We start from the raw sequence: 16,349 nt of genomic DNA on the forward strand, positions 1-16,349 counted from the left end.
ATGCCCGGCCGGCTCGTCACCTGGGGCTGGGTCGCGCTGCTCGCGCTGGGCCTCGCCGCGCCGTTCGTGGTGTACCCGGTCTTCGCCATGAACGTGCTCTGCCTCGCGCTGTTCGCGAGCGCGTTCAACCTGCTGCTCGGCTACACCGGCCTGCTCTCGTTCGGCCACGCCGCGTTCCTGGGCGCGTCCGCCTACGCCACCGGCTGGGCGCTCCGCAGCTGGGGGCTGCCGCCCGAGCTGGCGGTGCTCCTCGGCACCGCGCTCGCCGCCGCGCTGGGCCTCGTGTTCGGGGCGCTCGCCATCCGGCGCTCCGGCATCTACTTCGCGATGATCACGCTGGGCTTCGCGCAGCTCGTGTACTTCCTGGTGGTCCAGCTACCCTGGACCGGCGGCGAGGACGGGCTGCAGGGGATCCCGCGCGGCCGCGCGCTCGGGCTCTTCCCGCTCGACGACCCGCGCACCGCCTACTGGTTCGTGTACGCCGCGTTCCTCGGCGGCTTCTGGCTGCTCCACCGCGCCATCCACTCGCCGTTCGGCCACGTGCTCCGCGCCATCCGCGAGAACGAGCCGCGCGCCGTCTCGCTCGGCTACGACGTGGCCCGGTACAAGCTGCTCGCGTTCGTGCTCTCGGCCGGCGTGTCCGGCCTGGCCGGCGGGCTGAAGGCGCTGGTGCTCCAGTTCGCGTCCCTCTCCGACGTGCACTGGCACCGGTCGGGCGAGGTGGTGCTCATGACCCTGCTCGGCGGCATGGGCACCGTGCTCGGGCCTTCGGTGGGGGCGCTGCTGGTGGTGGCGCTCGAGAACTACCTTGCCGACACGGGATCCTGGGTGACGGTGATCACCGGCGCGGTGTTCGTCGCCTGCGTGGTCGCGTTCCGCCGCGGGATCGTGGGCGAGGTCCGCGCGCTGGTGCGGCGGTCGTTCACCGGAGGGAAGCCATGAGCGCTGGGCTGGAGGGGCGGGCCGCGCTGGTCACCGGCGCGGCGAGCGGCATCGGCCGCGAGATCGCGGAGCAGCTCGCGCGCGAGGGGGCCCGGGTGGTGCTGGCCGACCTCGACCCCGAGGGCGCCGGGCGGGCCGCCGCCGCGCTGGCCGCCGAGGGGCTCGCGGCGCAGGGCATCGGCTGCGACGTGACCCGCGAGGCGGACGTGGAGCGGGCGGTCGCCGCGGTGGTCGCGGCGCACGGGCGGCTCGACGTGCTCGTGAACAACGCCGGGCTGCAGCACGTGGCGCCGCTCGACGCCTTCCCGACCGAGCGCTTCGAGCTGCTGCTGCGGGTCATGCTGGTCGGCCCGTTCCTCGCCACCAAGCACGCGTTCCCGGTGATGCGCCGGCAGCGGCACGGGCGCGTCGTGAACGTGGCCTCGGTGAACGGGCTGGTCGGCTTCGCCGGCAAGGCGGCCTACAACAGCGCCAAGCACGGGCTGCTCGGGCTCACCAAGGTGGCCGCGCTGGAGGGCGCCGCCGACGGCATCACCGTGAACGCGCTCTGCCCCGGCTACGTGGACACGCCGCTCGTGCGCAACCAGCTCGCCGACCTGGCCCGGACCCGCGGCGTGCCGCTCGAGCGCGTGCTGGAGGACGTCATCTACCCGCTCGTCCCGCAGCGCCGCCTGCTCTCGCCGCGCGAGGTGGCCGACTACGCGCTGTTCCTCGCGAGCGACCGCGCCGCCGGCGTCACCGGGGCCGCGGCGGTGGTGGACGGCGGGTACACCGCCCAGTAGCGCGCCGCCCGGAAAGGCACGGCCCCGCCGCCCGTGAAGGGCAGCGGGGCCGTCTCCCCTCCCGGCGCGGCGCCGCTACGGCGCCGTGAGCGCCACGTTCGCCGTGGCGCCGTTCGTCACGGTCGCGGCCACCGGCGCGGCCACCGCGTGGCCGGTCTGGTCGCCGTTCGCGTCGAAGGTGTCGCGGACGAGCACCAGCGAGTACGCGCCCGTCGGCAGGTCCGGCGCCGCGAACGTCTCGGTCGCGGCCACCACCGGGGTGACCTCGCGGACGATCAGGTTCACCGGCGTCGCCCCGAAGGGCTGGATGACCTGCAGCAGGTCGCGCTGCGTGTCGGTGGCGATGGGCGTCACCGCCCCGGTGATCCCGCCGTGCTCGGCCGCCACGGTGAGCGCGACGTCCTGCACCGGCAGCGGCGCAGCCGCGGTGAGCGCGATGGGGCCGCTCGCGAACGTCTGGTAGACCGTGCCGGCGACCACCGGCTGCGTGACCACGTAGTAGGTGGCGGCGACCGGCAGCAGGCCGACCGCGTACTTGCCGTCGGCGCCGGTCACGGTGGAGCGGACCACGCTCGGCGCGCCGCCCTCGACCGTCTCGATCAGCACCTTTGCGCCCGCCACCGCCGTGCCGCCCGCGGTGACCGTGCCGGAGATCGTGCCGGTGACCACCTGGTCGAACGCGCGCACCACCGGCCGGAGGATGTACTGGTCGGAGTTGCCGGCGCGGTGGACGAAGATGGACTTGTGGGCGTCGAAGTCGATGAAGACGTCCTTGGTGGTGCCGGGCTCGACGTCGAAGTTGACGGTGAGCTTCACGCCGGACTGCATGCCCGAGGGCACCTTCAGCGGCTGCGGCTCGGCGATGCCGTCCACCACCACGGTGTTGTCCGGCCCGAGCAGCAGGCGCATCTGCCCGTAGTGGCCGGCGGCGATGGGCGCGTTGTCGGCCAGCGTCTGGCTCACGCCGTTGGTGAGCGTGAGCAGGTCGATGGGGCCGCCGGTCCAGGTGCCGAGCGTCTGCCAGCCGTCCGGTCCGTTGATCTGCACCTCGCGGACGTCGAGGAACAGCTGCACGTAGTCGCCGGGCGCGTCCACCAGCCGGACGTTGATCCGGGCGGGAGCGTCGTTGCTGCTGGACGAGCCGCACGCGGCGAGGCCGAGCGCGAGCGCGCCAGCGAGCGCGATGCGAAGACCCTGAAGCTTCATGTACGAACCTCCTTCGATGACCAGGGGAGCGACGCCAGCTACCGGGCTGGCGGTCGCAACCTTGAACACTCGGGCCCGGGGAACGCTCGTCTCAGGCCCTGAATTTCCTGTTAACGACCTCCACCCACCTCGGACGACTCCGGCGCCCCCGGGTTGCGCGACGCCACGTCAGGGCACAGCACGGCCCGCGCCGCCGCGGCGCTGCGACGCAGCGGGGAGAAGCTCCAGGCCGGCGCGGGTGCGGCGCGCCGGAGCAGCGCGCGCGGGCGTCGCGTCCCGTGGCCGATCGGGGCTAGGCGAGGTCCTCGAAGATCCCGGTCTGCCGGTTCTTGCGGACCTTGTCGCCCGCGAACACGCGGCCGTTCATGGCCACGTAGACGCCGGGCGGCAGCACCTGCGCGAACGAGAGCGCGCTGCCGAGGTTGAACAGGCCGTCGGAGCTGCCGAACGCGTACGGGATCATCGCGCCGGTGAGCACGACCGTCTTGCCCAGGCCGGCGGCGAGGAGCGCCCGCGCCGTCTCGGCCATGGTGTCGGTGCCGTGGGTCACGACGACGCGGTCCTCGGCGGCGGCGCGGCAGCTCTCCACGATGATGCGCCGGTCGGCGTCGGTCATGTCGAGGCTGTCCACCATCATGAGGTTCCGGACGCTCACCTCGAGGCGGCACCGCGCCAGCCGCAGCATCTCCGGCAGGTGCGTGTCCTTGAAGTAGAGCCGGCCGGACAGTTCGTCGTACTCCTTGTCGAAGGTACCGCCGGTCACGAACACGCGGATGGGCTGGCTCACGGGGCGCATTCTAATCCGGTCAGGCCGGGTTGCCGCGGATCCGTCGCGCGCCGCGGCGGGGGCGCGCCGCAGCCCGAGCGCCCACACGGCCAGCGCGGCCAGGAGGAACGCCGCGCCCGCCGCGCACACGCCGGCCCAGCCGCGGGCGGTCCAGGCCCAGGTGCCCACCGCGGTCCCGAGCGCGCCGCCGGCGAAGTAGGTCACCATGTAGATGGTGTTCATCCGGCTGCGCGCCTCCGGCCGGCGGGCGTGGACGCGGGCCAGGTTGGAGACGTGGTTCCCCTGCACGCCCACGTCGAGGAGCAGCACCCCCGCGACCAGCGCCGGGACGCTGCCGCTCGCGGCGAACACCGCGAACCCCGCCAGCGCCACCACGATGGAGATCCCGGCGTTCGCCCGCGGGCTGGTCCGGTCGGCGAGCCGGCCCAGCACCGGCGCCGCCAGCGCGCCGGCCGCGCCCAGCACGCCGAACAGCCCGGCCACGTCCGGCCCGAGCCCGTGCCGCGCCTCGAGCTGGAACGCGAGCGTGCTCCAGAACACGCTGAAGGCCGCGAACCCGAGCGCGCCGAGCGCCGCCGCCTCGCGCAGCACCGGCTCCTCGCGCGCGATGTCGAGCATCGACCGGAGCAGCGCCGGGTACGGCATGGCCGCGTCCGGCTCGCTGCGCGGGAGCAGCGCCCGGAGCGCGGCCGCCAGCGCCACCATGAGCGCCGCCGCGACCACGTACACCGCGCGCCAGCCCAGGTGCGCGCCCAGGAAGCCGCTCGCGGTGCGCGCGAGCAGGATGCCCACCAGCAGCCCGCCCATCACCGCGCCCACCGCGCGGCCGCGCTCCTCCGGTGGCGCGACGTGCGCCGCGAGCGGGACCGCCAGCTGCGGCACCACCGTCGTCATGCCGACCGCCAGCGACGCGCCCGCCAGCACCGGCAGCGCCGGCGAGGCGGCCACCGCGAGCAGCGCCACCGCCACCGCGCCGAGCAGCGCCAGCATGAGCCGGCGGCGCTCCACCACGTCGCCGAGCGGCACGAACAGGAACATGCCGGCGCCGTAGCCGACCTGCGTCAGCATCGAGACCAGCCCCACCGCCCGCGGCGAGGTCGAGAACGCGCGGGCCACCTCGGGGAGGAGCGGCTGGAGCAGGTACAGGTTGCCGACGCTCGCGCCAGCCGCGACGGCGAGCACGATCACGATGAACCGGACGGAGGGGGAGGCGCGCACGGCCCGACGTTGTAGATCCGATCGGGACGGCGCGCTCGCCCGAAGCGTTCGCCCGGACTTCCTGGCCGACCGCGGGTGCGCGGGAGCCGCTCGCGATGAGCCCGTCGAACCGCGGGCGGGCGCCCGTCAGCCGCGCGGCGCGTCGAACAGCGCCAGGAGCGCCGGCGGCTCCAGCTCCGACACCGCCAGCGCGGGCCGCCCCAGCGGCACCGCGCAGACCCGCTCGCCGAGCGGCCCCGCGGTGCAGCTCGCGCCGGCCCGGGACACGCGCTCGACGGCCGCGGACGCGGGCGAGCCCGCGCCGGGCACGAGCACCGTCAGCGCGCGCTCGCCGACCCGGTACAGGAGGTGCGCGGCCGGCTGCCCGCCCAGCGCGCACCGCCGCGCGCCCAGCAGCGTCGCGCCGGGGAGCTCCGGCACCGGGACCGCGAAGCCCAGCGCGCCCTCCAGCCAGGAGGCCACCGCGCCCGGGTCGCGCGACTCGAACTCGCAGGGCGAGGCGCGCGAGAAGGAGCGCAGGTGCGTGCGCTCCGCGTCGGAGGCGAGGCCGCGATCCAGCCCCGGCCCTCCCCGCCGCGCGAGCCAGGCGCCGCCCGCGATCCCGCCCGCCGCGAGCGCCAGGCCCGCCGCCAGCGCCGCCGCGCGGAAGGCCGGCCGGACCCGGCGCCGGCCCGGCAGGACCCGCCGCGCCCGGGCCACGCCCGCGCCGCGCCGGAGCGCCGCGCCGAGGCGCCCGAACGCCGCCGCCGCCGCGGCGCACCCGGGGCAGCCGGCGAGGTGGGCCTCCACCCGCAGCCGCTCCATCCGCTCGACCTCGCCGTCGAGCCAGGCCGAGACCCGCTCGTTCCACTCCGGGCTACAGGCCGACATGGCGGTCCTCCTCGCGCAGGCGTCCGGCCAGCTCCCGCCGCGCCCGCGCCAGGCGCGAGCGCACCGTGCCCACCGGGCACCCCTGCGCCCGCGCGATCTCCTGGTACGACAGCTCCTCCACCTCGCGCAGCCACAGCGCCTCGCGCCACTCCGGCGGGAGCGCGGCCAGCGCCGCCGCGAGCCCGTCGCCGAGCGCGCGGGCCAGCAGCGCCTCCTCGGCGGTGGGCGCCGCGTCCGGCGTCGCCTCCGCGGCGCGCCCGCCCTCCAGCACCTCCAGCCGCGGCCGCAGCCCGCGCACCGCGTTCAGGTGGATGGAGCGCTGCAGGGTGCCGAGCCAGCCGCGCAGGCGGGCCGGGTCGCGCAGCTCCTCCTGGCGCTCCAGCGCGCGCACCAGCGTCTCCTGCACGAGGTCGTCGGCGTCGGCGGCGTTGCGCGCGAGGCGGCGCCCGTTCCGGCGGAGGAACGGGACCTGCGCGAGCGCACGCTGGAGGAAGCCGCCGGCCACCGGAGGGTGAGACACGCGGGACCGCGAAAAGGTTCCCGGCGCGGGCGGCGGGGCCCACCGGGGCGCGTCGAGGCGGGAACTTTCCGGGCGCCCAGCCGTGTCGGGAGGTGCGCCGGCCCGCGTCCGCGGGCGGCGGGGGCCTCCCACATCGGCCCCGTGACGCCGGGCCCGCGCCCGGGGAGAATCCATCGATGGGCTTCGATCTGCCCGGCCTGTTCGGCGCCGGGATCCTCACCTTCGCGTCCCCCTGCGTCCTCCCGCTGGTGCCGGTCTACCTGTCGCTGCTCGGCGGCGCCTCGGTGGACGCGCTCCGGCGGGGCGAGCGCCCCCGCGGGCTGGTCCCATCCGCGATCGCGTTCTCGCTCGGCCTCGCCGCGGTGTTCGTGGCGCTCGGCGCGGGGGCGAGCGCGGCGGGGGAGGCGCTCTCGGCCCACCGGGACGCGCTGCTGGCGGTGTCCGGCGCGCTGGTCGTCGCGCTCGGACTGAAGGTGCTCGGCGTCCTCCGGCTGCCCGCGCTCGACGTGGAGCGGCGGCCGTGGCTGGCGCGCGTGCGCCCCGGCGGCTCGCTCGCCGCGTCGTTCGCGTTCGGCGGCGCGTTCGCGCTCGGCTGGACCCCCTGCGTCGGCCCGGTGCTCGGCTCGGTGCTCACCTGGACCGCGTCCGCGGGCGCGAGCCCGGCGCGCGGCGCGCTCTACCTCGGCACCTACGCGGCGGGCCTGGTGACGCCGCTCGTCCTCACCGCCGTGTTCGCGGGGCGCGCGCTCGGCTGGCTCGACCGGCTGAAGCGGCAGCTGCCCCGGCTCGAGAAGGCGACCGGGCTGCTGCTGGTCGGCGCCGGGATCCTGCTCGCCACCGACCGGCTGATGGTGCTGATGCCGCGGGCGGGCGACGCGCCGGCGGCCGAGGTCGCGGCGGGAGCTCCCGCGGCGCCGGCGGTCCCCCCGGCGCCGTCCGTCGCGGCGGCCGGCGCGGCCGCGGCCGGCGAGCCCGCGGTCTGCACCGACGCGACCTCGGCCGCCTGCGCCGTCACCGTGCCCGACGCCGCCGCCGCGGCTCCCGCGCGGCTCGCGCCGCGGCACGGCCCGGCGCTCGTCGAGATCGTGAGCCGGAGCTGCCCGGTGTGCCGGCGGATGGAGCCGGTGGTGGCGGCGGCGGAGCACGGCTGCCCGGGCGCGCGGGTCGAGCGGCACACGGTGGAGACGCCCGAGGGCGCGGCGCTGGCGCGGGCGCACCGCGTCGTGGCGGTGCCCACGTTCCTGGCGCTCGACGGCGCCGGCCGCGAGGTGCAGCGGCTGGTCGGGGAGCAGCCGCTCGAGGCGCTGGTGGACGCGCTCCAGCGCCTCTCCGGCCGCGTCTGCCAGGCGGCGCCGGGGGCGCCGCGGCCCGCCGCGGGCTGAGCGCCGGGCCGCGCGCCGCCGGGGCACGCCCGCCGGCGGCAACCCCGAAGACCCACCCTCCCCGGCGGACGCGGGCGCGCCGCGATGCGGCAGCGGGGGCACGATCGTCGCGTAGCCCATCTCTCGAGACGGGAGCGAACGGTCATGATCCCGACGATGATCGAGGCGCACCTGAAGGAGCATCACCGGGGGTACGAGCTGCACACGCACCCCTTCGCCATGTCGGCGCAGGACCTCGCCGCCACCGAGCACGTCTCCGGCCACCGCGTCGCCAAGGCGGTGGTGGTGCGGCTCGACGGTCGGTACGCGCTCGCGGTGGTGTCGGCCGCCGAGAAGGTCCGGCTCGGCGTGCTCGAGGAGGCGACGGGCGCCGCCGCCGAGCTGGTCCCCGAGCACGAGCTCGCGGAGCACTTCCGCCCCTGCGACCCCGGCGCGGAGCCGCCGCTCGGCCTGTTCGGCGTGCCGATCTTCGTGGATGCCACGCTGGCCCACGCGCCGCGGCTGCTCATGCCGGCCGGCACCTACATGGACTCGGTCCTGCTCGACACCGCCGAGTGGATGCGGTGCGAGCAGGTGCAGGCGGTCGCCAACCTGGGCGCGCCGGTGCACTGAACCGGAGTCCTCCCCACCGGGTGGGGCACGCCACGGCGTGCCGTGGATTCACGCCCTCCCGGAGCGACGAATGACTCTGGGTCGGGGGAAACAGGACGTAAGCGCTTGATTTCGCTCGGGGCCTGGACGGGCCCGGGCTGGTCCGGCGCATGCAATTCCGGGGGGTGGATGCCCGGCGCCCGCACGCCGGCCCGGCCCGGAGACGCTCCATGAAGAAGCCCGCCCTGCTCGCCCTCGCGCTGGTCCCGACGCTGCTCCTCCCCGCCTGCGTGACCACGACCACCACCACGCGCACCTGGGGAGATCCGTACGGCGGCGGCGGCAGCGACTGGGTCCGCTACGGCCGCGTCGAGTCGATCCGCGAGGTCGTCCAGAAGCAGCAGGGCAACCCCGGCGCCGGCGCGGTGGCCGGCGCGGTGATCGGCGGCCTGCTCGGCAGCGCCCTCGGCGGCCACACGCACTACGACCGCTACGGCTACGCGCACACGCACGCGAGCGCCGGCGGCGCGGTGGTCGGCGCGGTCGGCGGCGCCATGATCGGCGCGGCGGCCAGCCAGGGCTCGAACGCCGAGTACCGCAGCTACGAGGTGTTCGTGCGCTACGAGGACGGCGGCGTCGAGCGCTACGTGTACCAGGGCTACGCGCCGTTCCGCGTCGGCGACGCGGTGGCGCTCACGGCGAGCGGCCTCGCCCGCGAGTAGCCCCTCGCCGGCGCCCGGACCGCACGTCCGCACGTCCGCACGCAGCCTCGCGCCTCCCGCGCGCGCTCCCGCGGCTGCGCGCTCCGCACCCTGGGTGAACCCGGCGTTCCGGGGCGCGGCGCCCGGCCGCGCGGCCCGCGGGTGTAGGATCCGGCCATGGCCACCGTCCGCGCCGGGCTCCTCGCGGCCGGCCGCGCCGCTGCCGGCGCGACCCTGCTCCTCGCCTCCGTCCTCGCCTGCGCCGGCCCTCCGGCCGCCACCGCGCCGCTGCCGGAGCGCCGGACCGCCTTCGCGCGCCCGGAGCAGGATCCGGCGCTGCGCTCGCTGCCGCTCGACGAGCGCCTGCTGACCGGCGTGGAGCGCGTGGTGGTGCGGCTCTCGCCCGGCCCGAACGGCGGGGTGCGGCTGGTGGAGGTCGTGTCGCCGGACCTCACGCCCGCGGAGCGCGCCGATCTCGCGCGCGCCATCGAGGCCGGCGAGGCGAAGCCGGAGACCGGGCCGGAGCGCCAGGGCGCGACCTGGACCAGCACCGTGCTCCGCCGGCGCTGATCCACCGTCGGTGCACCCGCCTCAGCGGCCATCCCGGGTGGGATCGGGGTTGGAGCTCCCCGACCAGCCGCCCGTGGCGGTGTCCCCGCCGGACGACGTCCCGCCGCCCGCGTGCGACCCCGCCTAGCCGTCCGTCCGCGGCGCGGGCGGCTCCACCGGGCTCTCGGCGCTCGCGCCGGAGGCGGCGCCCACCTGCCCGCCCGCGGTGGTGCCGCGCTCGGCGCCGGTCCCGCCTCGCCGGCCGTGCACCGGGCGCCGGAGCTCCTGGGCGCTGCGCTGCTGCGGGACCGCCTTGCGCGCGCCCGGCGTGCCGGCCGCCTGGCCGCCCTTCGCGCGGGGAGCCTTGCTCGCGCCGGGACTGGACCCGGCCTTTGCATCGGCGGGCGCCTCGCGCTGCGCGCGCCCCGCGCCCGCGGGCCCGCGCCCGTCCTCCTGCGCGCGCTCCCCCTGCGCCCGCGCGCCGCCCGCGAGCAGCAGGCCCGCCGAGATGGCCCCGATCGCCCATCGCCGCGCCGCCATGGTCCCCTCCCCGCGGCGAGCCCGCCGCGCCCCCTCACGATGGGGAGCGGCGGGCGGCTTCGCAGCGACGGCGGGCGCCCGGGCGGCGGGCACCGGGGCGAGCGAGGGCTCCGGGACGACGCAGGCGGCGGGTCAGCCCAGCTCGAGCCAGGAGAACCAGACCGGGTGGTTCGCCTTGTACCACTCGAGCACGCGGCGGACCGCCTCCTGCTTGTGGCGCGGCACGACCTTCTCGTCCACGCGGTCGAAGTGGACGCGGATCTTCTCGCGGTCGTGCTCGAGCGCCTGCGAGAACATGGTCTGCAGCTCGTTCCGGATCCGGCCCGAGTCGGAGATCTTCACGGGGCGCTGCGTGTGGTCCACGCCGGACATGAAGCGCACCAGCAGCGGGCTGAAGACGTGCCGCGCCTGCTCGAGCGGCTCCATCAGCCGGAACGTGAACGCGATCTCCGCGGACGCGCTGTGCGTGGCGAGCCGGGTGGTGACCCGGTAGACGCCGTCGCGCACCTTCGTGACGCCGGGGCTGCCGGTGTACGGGTCGTCGCACATGTACCCGGTGCTCGCGAGCACCCGCCAGCTCTTCTCCGGCAGGAAGTCGGCCGCGCGCAGCACCCGGCGCCCGAGCGGCATGTTCGAGGTCTGGGCCTCGCGGATGGCCTCGGCGTAGCTCTCGACCTTGCCCACGTCGAGCTCGCGCCCGCCGAACACCTCCGCCAGCTTGCGCCCGAAGTCCGGCGCGGCCGGATCGAGCTGCATGATCCGCCCCTCGGCGTCGCAGGGCAGCTCGAACGACGGCGAGAACGGCGCCATGGTGGTCTCGACGTCGAGCACCTCCGAGAGGCTGGCCGCCTGCACCGCCTCGGCGGTCGCGGCGTAGCCGTCGGTGAGGAACACGTGCGTCGCGCCCTCGGCGTCCTTCCAGCTCCCCACCAGGAACGTGGGCGCGTAGGTGCCCGAGTCGGTGAACACCTCGACCCCGGACGGCGCCTTCCAGCCGTCCTCGACGAGGTCCACGCCGAGCGACTTCCACTCCTCCCAGAGCTTGCCGAGCCGGGCCACGCGGCTCTTCCCGCGCAGCGTCCACACGTGGACGTTCTCGCGGCGGATGCCCGGGTACGTCGCCTCGATCGCCTCCACCACCTGGCGGCGCGGGGTGCGGTAGTCGAGCAGCACCGAGGCGCGCTCGGCCGACTGCGCCACCGCGCGCGGCACGGTGAGGCTGCCCATGTACGACTCGTACGGCCGCGACATCGTCAGCGGCGAGTCGAACAGGTGGAACACCGCCATCGGCCCGGTGGGCTTCCCCTCGGCGAAGCGCGAGGTGTTCTCGAGCGTGTCCACCGCGGCGCCCCACACCGTGATGCCGCGCTTCTGCAGCCAGGCGTAGAAGTCCTCGAACGAGTGCGACGGGTCGTTGAGCAGGCGGCGCACGGCGCGATCGACCAGCCGCGCCACCTCGGGGCGGGCGTACACGCGCCCGAAGCCGAGCAGCGGGTTCGCGCCCATCTCCGGCGTCTCGCCGGCCTTGGGCATCAGCCCCTCGCCCAGCGACACCATGATGGCGTGGTTCTCGGGGAGCGTGCGGGTGAGGTGCCAGAGCCCCTCGCTCATCACGTAGGCGCTGATCGCGTCGGCGCCCTTCTTCACCTGGTTGTAGGTGGACTTGTCCTTGCCCGCGCCGCCGCCGTAGTCGCCGAACAGCCGCGTGCCGAGCGCGGTGGCGGCCGAGGTCATGGCCAGGCAGCGCGCGATGCCGCGCGGCGTGAAGGAGAACGCGGAGACCGGCTCGGTCTGCGCGCGCTCGACCTCGACGTCCTCCAGCCACAGGTGGAAGCGGAGGAGCACGGGCCGGGTGTCGAACGCCCACTGCGCGACCAGGTTTCGCTTTTCCGTGTCGGTCACAGGATCTCCGGAAGGTGGGCCGCTGCGGCGCGGCGCGGGCGGCATTGTAGAGGAAGGTCGGGCACTTTTGGGTCAGGATCGAAAAGCCGTCAATCCGGACTTCGAGTGACGGTGGGATCCCTCGATCCGGTGGCCAACGCCCCCTGCGGCCCGCGTGGATCCCCAGCGGCTGCCCTGTCGAGACGCCGGCGCAGCACGGACCGGCCCGGCGGCGCCGGCCGCACGCGCCCGGAGCGTCCGGGCGGCGGGGCCGGGGCCGCGACGCGTGTGCACCGTCCTGAGACGAGGGCTCGACCATGACCGCGCCGTTCATCTCGCCCACCGTCCACGGCATCCTCGATTACCTGCTCGGCGCGGTGCTCGTGGTGGCGCCCTCCCTGCTCGGCCTGCCCGCCGGGCCCGCGGTCATCGCGTACGCGGTCGGCGGCGCGCACCTCGCCATGTCGCTCCTCACCGGCTACGCCCCCGGCGCGCTGCGCCTGATCCCGTTCTGGGCGCACGGCGCGGTCGAGGCGGCCGGCTGGGCCGGGCTGCTCGTGTTCCTCGGCCTGCTCACCGCGCCGGCCGACGGGCTGTTCCTCGCGTCCGGCGTCGGGATCCTGGTCGTCTCGGCGCTCACCGACTACGGCGTCGAGGCCGACGGCGTCCGCCCTCGCGCGCGGCGGCACGCGCACGCGCGGACGTGAGGCGCGCGGCGCGCGCGGAGCGCGTGAATCCATCCCCGGACCGCCGCGGCGACGGGAGGGGATTGGTACACGCTCTCAGTCCCCCGGGCGCTCCGCGTCGCTCTCGTTCGGCGGCCAGGCGTCCACGTCGGGCGGGGCCACGCCCGCCACCGCGCGGAAGCGGATCTCCTCGGGCGTCTCCAGGATCAGCCGCGCCCCGCGCTTGAAGGTGAGGTAGTGCCAGAACCACTGGAACAGCACCGAGGCGCGGTTGCGGAAGTCGATGAGGAACCAGATGTGGATGAACAGCCAGGCGAGCCAGGCCAGGTAGCCGCTGATGCGGATGCGCCAGAAGCCCGCCACCGCGCGTCCGCGGCCCACGGTCGCCATCACGCCCTTGTCGAAGTAGGCGAACGGCGCGCGCGGCCGGCCGCGCAGCGTCGCGAGCAGGTTGCGCCCGGCGTGGCGGCCCTGCTGGATGGCGGCCGGGGCGACGCCCGGGATGGCGCCGCCGTGCTTGTCGCGGGCCAGCGCCAGGTCGCCCACCACGTAGATCTCCTCGTGCCCCGGCACCGTCAGGTCCGCGTTCACCGGGACGCGGCCGGCCGGGTCGAGCGGCACGCCCAGCGTCCGCGCCAGCGGCGCGCCGGCCACGCCCGCGGCCCACAGCACCGTCCGCGCCGCCACCCGCTCCTCGCCCACCTGCACGCCGCGCGGGTCGATGCCGGTCACCCGCTTGCCGGTCCACACCTGCACGCCGAGCCGCTCCAGGTCGCGCTGCGCCGCCGCGGAGAGGCTGGGCGGCAGGGCCGGCAGCACGCGATCGCTGCCCTCGATGAGGATCACGCGCGCGCGCTCGGTGGCGACGGTGCGGAAGTCGCGCGGGACGGTGAAGCGCGCGATCTCCGCGAGCGCCCCGGCCAGCTCGACGCCGGTGGGCCCGCCGCCCACCACCACGAAGGTGAGGAGCGCCTCGCGCCGCTGGCGATCCGGGTCCGCCTCGGCGCGCTCGAACGCGGTCAGCACGCGGCGGCGGATCTCGAGCGCGTCCTCGAGCGTCTTCAGGCCCGGCGCGAAGCGGGCCCACTCGTCGTGGCCGAAGTAGGAGTGCGTCGCGCCGGCCGCGACCACCAGGTAGTCGTAGTCGAGCGCGTACCCGTCGGCGAGCCGCAGGCGGCGCTGCTCCGGCTCGACCGCCGCCGCCTCGGCGAGCAGCGTCCGCACGTTGCGCTGGCGCGAGAGCACGTGGCGGATGGGCTCGGCGATGTCGGCCGGGCTCAGCGCGGCGGTGGCCACCTGGTAGAGGAGCGGCTGGAAGAGGTGGTGGTTGCGGCGGTCCACCAGCGTGATGCGCACCGGCGCGCCCGCCAGCTCTCGCGCCGCGTACAGCCCGGCGAACCCTCCGCCCACGATCACCACGTGCGGCGTGTGCTGCTCCTTCTGCTGCTGCGGATCCACGCCGCCTCCTTGCCCGCGGCCTGTATACACCGCCCCGCCGCGGGCCGGGGGAGCGCGCCGCGCGCGCCCGGTGCGACACGCGGCCGCCGCCGCCCCGCTCCTTCCCGGCCCCCCTCTCTTCCCGACCCAGAGTCATTTCCGCCGGTCCACCGCCTCCCGACCCTGCCCTTTCCCGCTTCTTCCCGACCCAGAGTCATTTTCGGGTCCCTGTCAGGCGCCTGCCCTCCCCGACCCAGAGTCATTTTCGGGTCCTGCCCGGCGCCTTGACGCCGCCCCCGCCGCCCGGCAGGTTCCGCGCACGGCGCCGGCGGACCGGCGCGGGAGGAACCCTCGATGTCCCAGGACGCACACGCCCTCGACGGCCTCGCGACCGGCCCCGACGGACGGGCCCGCTGCGGATGGGGCGTCTCGGCCGCGGACTACGTCCGCTACCACGACGAGGAGTGGGGCTTCCCCGTCTCCGACGACCGCCGCCTGTTCGAGAAGCTGTGCCTGGAGGGTTTCCAGTCCGGCCTGTCGTGGCTCACGATCCTTCGCAAGCGCGAGGCGTTCCGGGCCGCGTTCGCCGGGTTCGACTTCGAGAAGGTGGCCCGCTTCGGCGCCCGCGACGTGACGCGGCTGCTCGGGGACGCCGGCATCGTGCGCCACCGCGGGAAGATCGAGGCCACCCTGAACAACGCGCGGCGCGCCTGCGACCTCGCCGAGGAGGCCGGCTCGCTCGCGGCGTACTTCTGGGGTTTCGAGCCGGCGAAAACCTCGCGGCCGGAGCGGGTCACCTGGGCGGCGCTCCGGGCGCAGCCCGTCACCGCGGAGTCGACGGCGCTCTCGCGCGACCTGAAGCGGCGCGGCTGGGCCTTCGTCGGGCCGACCACCTGCTACGCGTTCATGCAGGCGATGGGGCTCGTGAACGATCACCTCGAGGGCTGCGCGCTGCGCGGCCGGGTCGAGCGGGCCCGGCGCGGGTTCGAGCGGCCGGTCGTGGTACCGGGGCCGGCGGCGGAGCCCGAGCCGGCGCCGCGACCGCGGGCCCGGGCGGCCGCGCGGGGCGCCGCTAGCCGCGATCGTCGGAGGGCGCGGGGGGACGCACCAGCCGCTCGAAGAGCCGCTCCAGCGCGCGCTGCGGGTCGTCGCACAGGCCGGAGTGGACCGGGGAGAGCTGGACCATGGTGCTGCGCGGCGCGGTGAGCCAGTGGAACCGCTCCCGCACCGAGAGCGCGCCGATGGGACCGGCGCCCGGGCCGCCCGCGCAGATGCGCGGGATCGCCTCGAGGTGGGCGGCGATGGCGTCCAGGTCCGCGTGCGGGCAGAGCGCCGTCACCCGCGCGCGGTCCAGCTCCACCCGCGCGCCCAGGAAGCCGCGCTCCAGGCAGAACAGCACCACGCCCGCGTTCACGAACTCCTCCCGCTCGACGCGCGGGACGACGCGGACCACCGCGTAGTCAAACGAGCTTCGCGCGGGCACGCTCGGCCTCCTCCACGAACGCGGGCGCCGCGGCCAGGCGGCGCGACAGGTGATCGACGTACGCGGCGCGGTGCGCGGCGGCCGTCCCGAAGCGCGCGTCGCCCTCCAGCCAGGCGTCCGGCACCTCGTCCAGCGCCCGCGCGATGGCGCCGCCGGCGAGCCGCGGCGCGAGCCGCTCGCCGGCGGCGGCCAGCTCGCCCGCGAACGGCAGGAGCACGTGCTGGCCGACCATCGGGAACGGCGCCCGCGCCGGATCGGCGGCGCGGTCCCAGTCGTGGTGGAAGTAGAGCGCCGCGCCGTGGTCGATGAGCCACAGCCGGCGGTGCCACCGGAGCAGGTTCGGGTTGCGCACGGTGCGATCCACGTTCGTCACCAGCGCGTCGAACCACACCACCTCCGACGCCTCGGCGGGCGACGGCGGCGGGTCGGCCACCGGGTCGAACGTCAGGCTGCCGGGCAGGTAGTCGAGGCCCAGGTTCTCGCCCGCGCTCGCCTTGAGCAGGTCGCGGATCTCGCCGTCGGGCTCGTTGCGGCCGAGCGCCGGGTCGACGATCACGCGCACGCGCTCCGGCACGCGCAGGCCGGCGGCCTCCGCCAGCGCGCCCGCGACGACCTCCGCCACCAGCGCCTTCGGCCCTTGCCCCGCCCCCCGGAACTTCACGACGTACAGGCCGTCGTCGTCGCCCTCCACGATGGCCGGCAGCGAGCCGCCCTCGCGCAATGGGGTGACGTAACGGGTGGCGACCACCGTCCTCATGGTCGGCACCGTAGCGC

General features: G+C 76.2%; 16 protein-coding genes and 1 pseudogene. 8 read left to right on the forward strand and 9 right to left on the reverse strand.

Annotated elements, in window-relative coordinates; translation table 11 throughout:
- Together ACOQFB_RS12485 and ACOQFB_RS12490 are read left to right on the forward strand one after the other, a co-directional pair.
- Positions 1–942 (forward strand): branched-chain amino acid ABC transporter permease, encoded by a 942-nt coding sequence (locus ACOQFB_RS12485; RefSeq protein ID WP_421609892.1) that lies wholly within the window; start codon positions 1–3, stop codon positions 940–942.
- Positions 939–1,724 (forward strand): 3-hydroxybutyrate dehydrogenase, encoded by a 786-nt coding sequence (locus ACOQFB_RS12490; RefSeq protein ID WP_421609893.1) that lies wholly within the window; start codon positions 939–941, stop codon positions 1,722–1,724. Before ACOQFB_RS12485 ends, ACOQFB_RS12490 begins: the two co-directional genes overlap by 4 nt.
- 75 nt (positions 1,725–1,799) lie before the next feature.
- Here ACOQFB_RS12490 and ACOQFB_RS12495 read toward each other — a convergent pair whose 3' ends face one another.
- The 4 genes from ACOQFB_RS12495 to ACOQFB_RS12510 all read right to left on the reverse strand — a co-directional run bounded on the left by ACOQFB_RS12495 (position 1,800) and on the right by ACOQFB_RS12510 (position 6,325).
- A complete protein-coding gene (locus ACOQFB_RS12495; protein ID WP_421609894.1) occupies positions 1,800–2,930 on the reverse strand; it encodes a DUF4382 domain-containing protein in 1,131 nt (376 codons plus the stop codon).
- Between the two features lie 292 nt (positions 2,931–3,222).
- Positions 3,223–4,935: an MFS transporter gene (locus ACOQFB_RS12500; RefSeq protein WP_494492232.1), complete on the reverse strand. Its 1,713-nt coding sequence runs from the start codon at positions 4,933–4,935 to the stop codon at positions 3,223–3,225.
- Positions 4,936–5,061: 126 nt separating this feature from the next.
- A complete protein-coding gene (locus ACOQFB_RS12505; RefSeq protein WP_421609895.1) occupies positions 5,062–5,805 on the reverse strand; it encodes a zf-HC2 domain-containing protein in 744 nt (247 codons plus the stop codon).
- Positions 5,792–6,325: an RNA polymerase sigma factor gene (locus tag ACOQFB_RS12510; protein ID WP_421609896.1), complete on the reverse strand. Its 534-nt coding sequence runs from the start codon at positions 6,323–6,325 to the stop codon at positions 5,792–5,794. The genes ACOQFB_RS12505 and ACOQFB_RS12510 overlap by 14 nt, the downstream gene beginning before the upstream one ends.
- A 176-nt stretch (positions 6,326–6,501) precedes the next feature.
- Between ACOQFB_RS12510 and ACOQFB_RS12515 the strand changes: the two genes are divergently transcribed.
- The 4 genes from ACOQFB_RS12515 (at position 6,502) to ACOQFB_RS12530 (ending at position 9,569) form a co-directional block, all read left to right on the forward strand.
- On the forward strand, positions 6,502–7,707 hold the full coding sequence (locus tag ACOQFB_RS12515) for a cytochrome c biogenesis protein CcdA (protein WP_421609897.1): 1,206 nt from the start codon (positions 6,502–6,504) through the stop codon (positions 7,705–7,707).
- A 144-nt stretch (positions 7,708–7,851) separates the two neighbouring features.
- Positions 7,852–8,319 carry an aminoacyl-tRNA deacylase gene (locus ACOQFB_RS12520; protein ID WP_421609898.1) on the forward strand — a complete coding sequence of 156 codons (468 nt, stop codon included), beginning with the start codon at positions 7,852–7,854 and terminating at the stop codon, positions 8,317–8,319.
- Positions 8,320–8,528: 209 nt separating this feature from the next.
- The gene (locus tag ACOQFB_RS12525; RefSeq protein WP_059436557.1) at positions 8,529–9,020 is read left to right on the forward strand and encodes a hypothetical protein; all 492 of its coding nucleotides are present in this window, start codon (positions 8,529–8,531) and stop codon (positions 9,018–9,020) included.
- A gap of 156 nt (positions 9,021–9,176) precedes the next feature.
- Positions 9,177–9,569, forward strand: coding sequence for a hypothetical protein (locus tag ACOQFB_RS12530; protein ID WP_421609899.1), 393 nt, complete (start codon positions 9,177–9,179; stop codon positions 9,567–9,569).
- Between the two features lie 123 nt (positions 9,570–9,692).
- Here ACOQFB_RS12530 and ACOQFB_RS12535 read toward each other — a convergent pair whose 3' ends face one another.
- Both ACOQFB_RS12535 and ACOQFB_RS12540 read right to left on the reverse strand, forming a co-directional pair.
- On the reverse strand, positions 9,693–10,088 hold the full coding sequence (locus tag ACOQFB_RS12535) for a hypothetical protein (RefSeq protein WP_421609900.1): 396 nt from the start codon (positions 10,086–10,088) through the stop codon (positions 9,693–9,695).
- A gap of 132 nt (positions 10,089–10,220) precedes the next feature.
- Complete coding sequence (locus ACOQFB_RS12540; protein ID WP_421609901.1) at positions 10,221–11,990, reverse strand: hypothetical protein; 1,770 nt, start codon at positions 11,988–11,990, stop codon at positions 10,221–10,223.
- 296 nt (positions 11,991–12,286) lie between these two features.
- Here ACOQFB_RS12540 and ACOQFB_RS12545 point away from each other — a divergent pair, with 296 nt between their 5' ends.
- Positions 12,287–12,676 (forward strand): hypothetical protein, encoded by a 390-nt coding sequence (locus ACOQFB_RS12545; protein WP_059436553.1) that lies wholly within the window; start codon positions 12,287–12,289, stop codon positions 12,674–12,676.
- A gap of 75 nt (positions 12,677–12,751) precedes the next feature.
- On the opposite strand, the gene ACOQFB_RS12550 is transcribed toward ACOQFB_RS12545, so the two are convergent.
- Entirely contained in the window at positions 12,752–14,113 is a 1,362-nt protein-coding gene (locus ACOQFB_RS12550) for an NAD(P)/FAD-dependent oxidoreductase (RefSeq protein WP_059436552.1), read from the reverse strand.
- Between the two features lie 333 nt (positions 14,114–14,446).
- On the opposite strand from ACOQFB_RS12550, the pseudogene ACOQFB_RS12555 reads away from it, so the two are divergent.
- A pseudogene (locus ACOQFB_RS12555) lies at positions 14,447–14,983 on the forward strand (DNA-3-methyladenine glycosylase I); the annotation flags it as partial.
- A gap of 181 nt (positions 14,984–15,164) precedes the next feature.
- Here ACOQFB_RS12555 and ACOQFB_RS12560 read toward each other — a convergent pair.
- Together ACOQFB_RS12560 and ACOQFB_RS12565 are read right to left on the reverse strand one after the other, a co-directional pair.
- Positions 15,165–15,575 carry a DUF3037 domain-containing protein gene (locus ACOQFB_RS12560; RefSeq protein ID WP_059436550.1) on the reverse strand — a complete coding sequence of 137 codons (411 nt, stop codon included), beginning with the start codon at positions 15,573–15,575 and terminating at the stop codon, positions 15,165–15,167.
- The gene (locus ACOQFB_RS12565; RefSeq protein ID WP_059436549.1) at positions 15,553–16,332 is read right to left on the reverse strand and encodes a HipA family kinase; all 780 of its coding nucleotides are present in this window, start codon (positions 16,330–16,332) and stop codon (positions 15,553–15,555) included. Before ACOQFB_RS12565 ends, ACOQFB_RS12560 begins: the two co-directional genes overlap by 23 nt.
- Positions 16,333–16,349 lie beyond the last annotated feature (17 nt).

The sequence above is a fragment of the Anaeromyxobacter sp. Red801 genome (assembly GCF_049201065.2).
GTDB lineage: Bacteria > Myxococcota > Myxococcia > Myxococcales > Anaeromyxobacteraceae > Anaeromyxobacter.

Coding starts and splice junctions, on each gene's coding strand:
- ACOQFB_RS12520 (WP_421609898.1), top strand. CDS start 7,852: ATGATCCCGACGATGATCGAGGCGCACCTGAAGGAGCATCACCGGGGG.
- ACOQFB_RS12505 (WP_421609895.1), bottom strand. CDS start 5,805: ATGTCGGCCTGTAGCCCGGAGTGGAACGAGCGGGTCTCGGCCTGGCTC.
- ACOQFB_RS12530 (WP_421609899.1), top strand. CDS start 9,177: ATGGCCACCGTCCGCGCCGGGCTCCTCGCGGCCGGCCGCGCCGCTGCC.
- ACOQFB_RS12495 (WP_421609894.1), bottom strand. CDS start 2,930: ATGAAGCTTCAGGGTCTTCGCATCGCGCTCGCTGGCGCGCTCGCGCTC.
- ACOQFB_RS12490 (WP_421609893.1), top strand. CDS start 939: ATGAGCGCTGGGCTGGAGGGGCGGGCCGCGCTGGTCACCGGCGCGGCG.
- ACOQFB_RS12545 (WP_059436553.1), top strand. CDS start 12,287: ATGACCGCGCCGTTCATCTCGCCCACCGTCCACGGCATCCTCGATTAC.
- ACOQFB_RS12515 (WP_421609897.1), top strand. CDS start 6,502: ATGGGCTTCGATCTGCCCGGCCTGTTCGGCGCCGGGATCCTCACCTTC.
- ACOQFB_RS12535 (WP_421609900.1), bottom strand. CDS start 10,088: ATGGCGGCGCGGCGATGGGCGATCGGGGCCATCTCGGCGGGCCTGCTG.
- ACOQFB_RS12565 (WP_059436549.1), bottom strand. CDS start 16,332: ATGAGGACGGTGGTCGCCACCCGTTACGTCACCCCATTGCGCGAGGGC.
- ACOQFB_RS12485 (WP_421609892.1), top strand. CDS start 1: ATGCCCGGCCGGCTCGTCACCTGGGGCTGGGTCGCGCTGCTCGCGCTG.
- ACOQFB_RS12525 (WP_059436557.1), top strand. CDS start 8,529: ATGAAGAAGCCCGCCCTGCTCGCCCTCGCGCTGGTCCCGACGCTGCTC.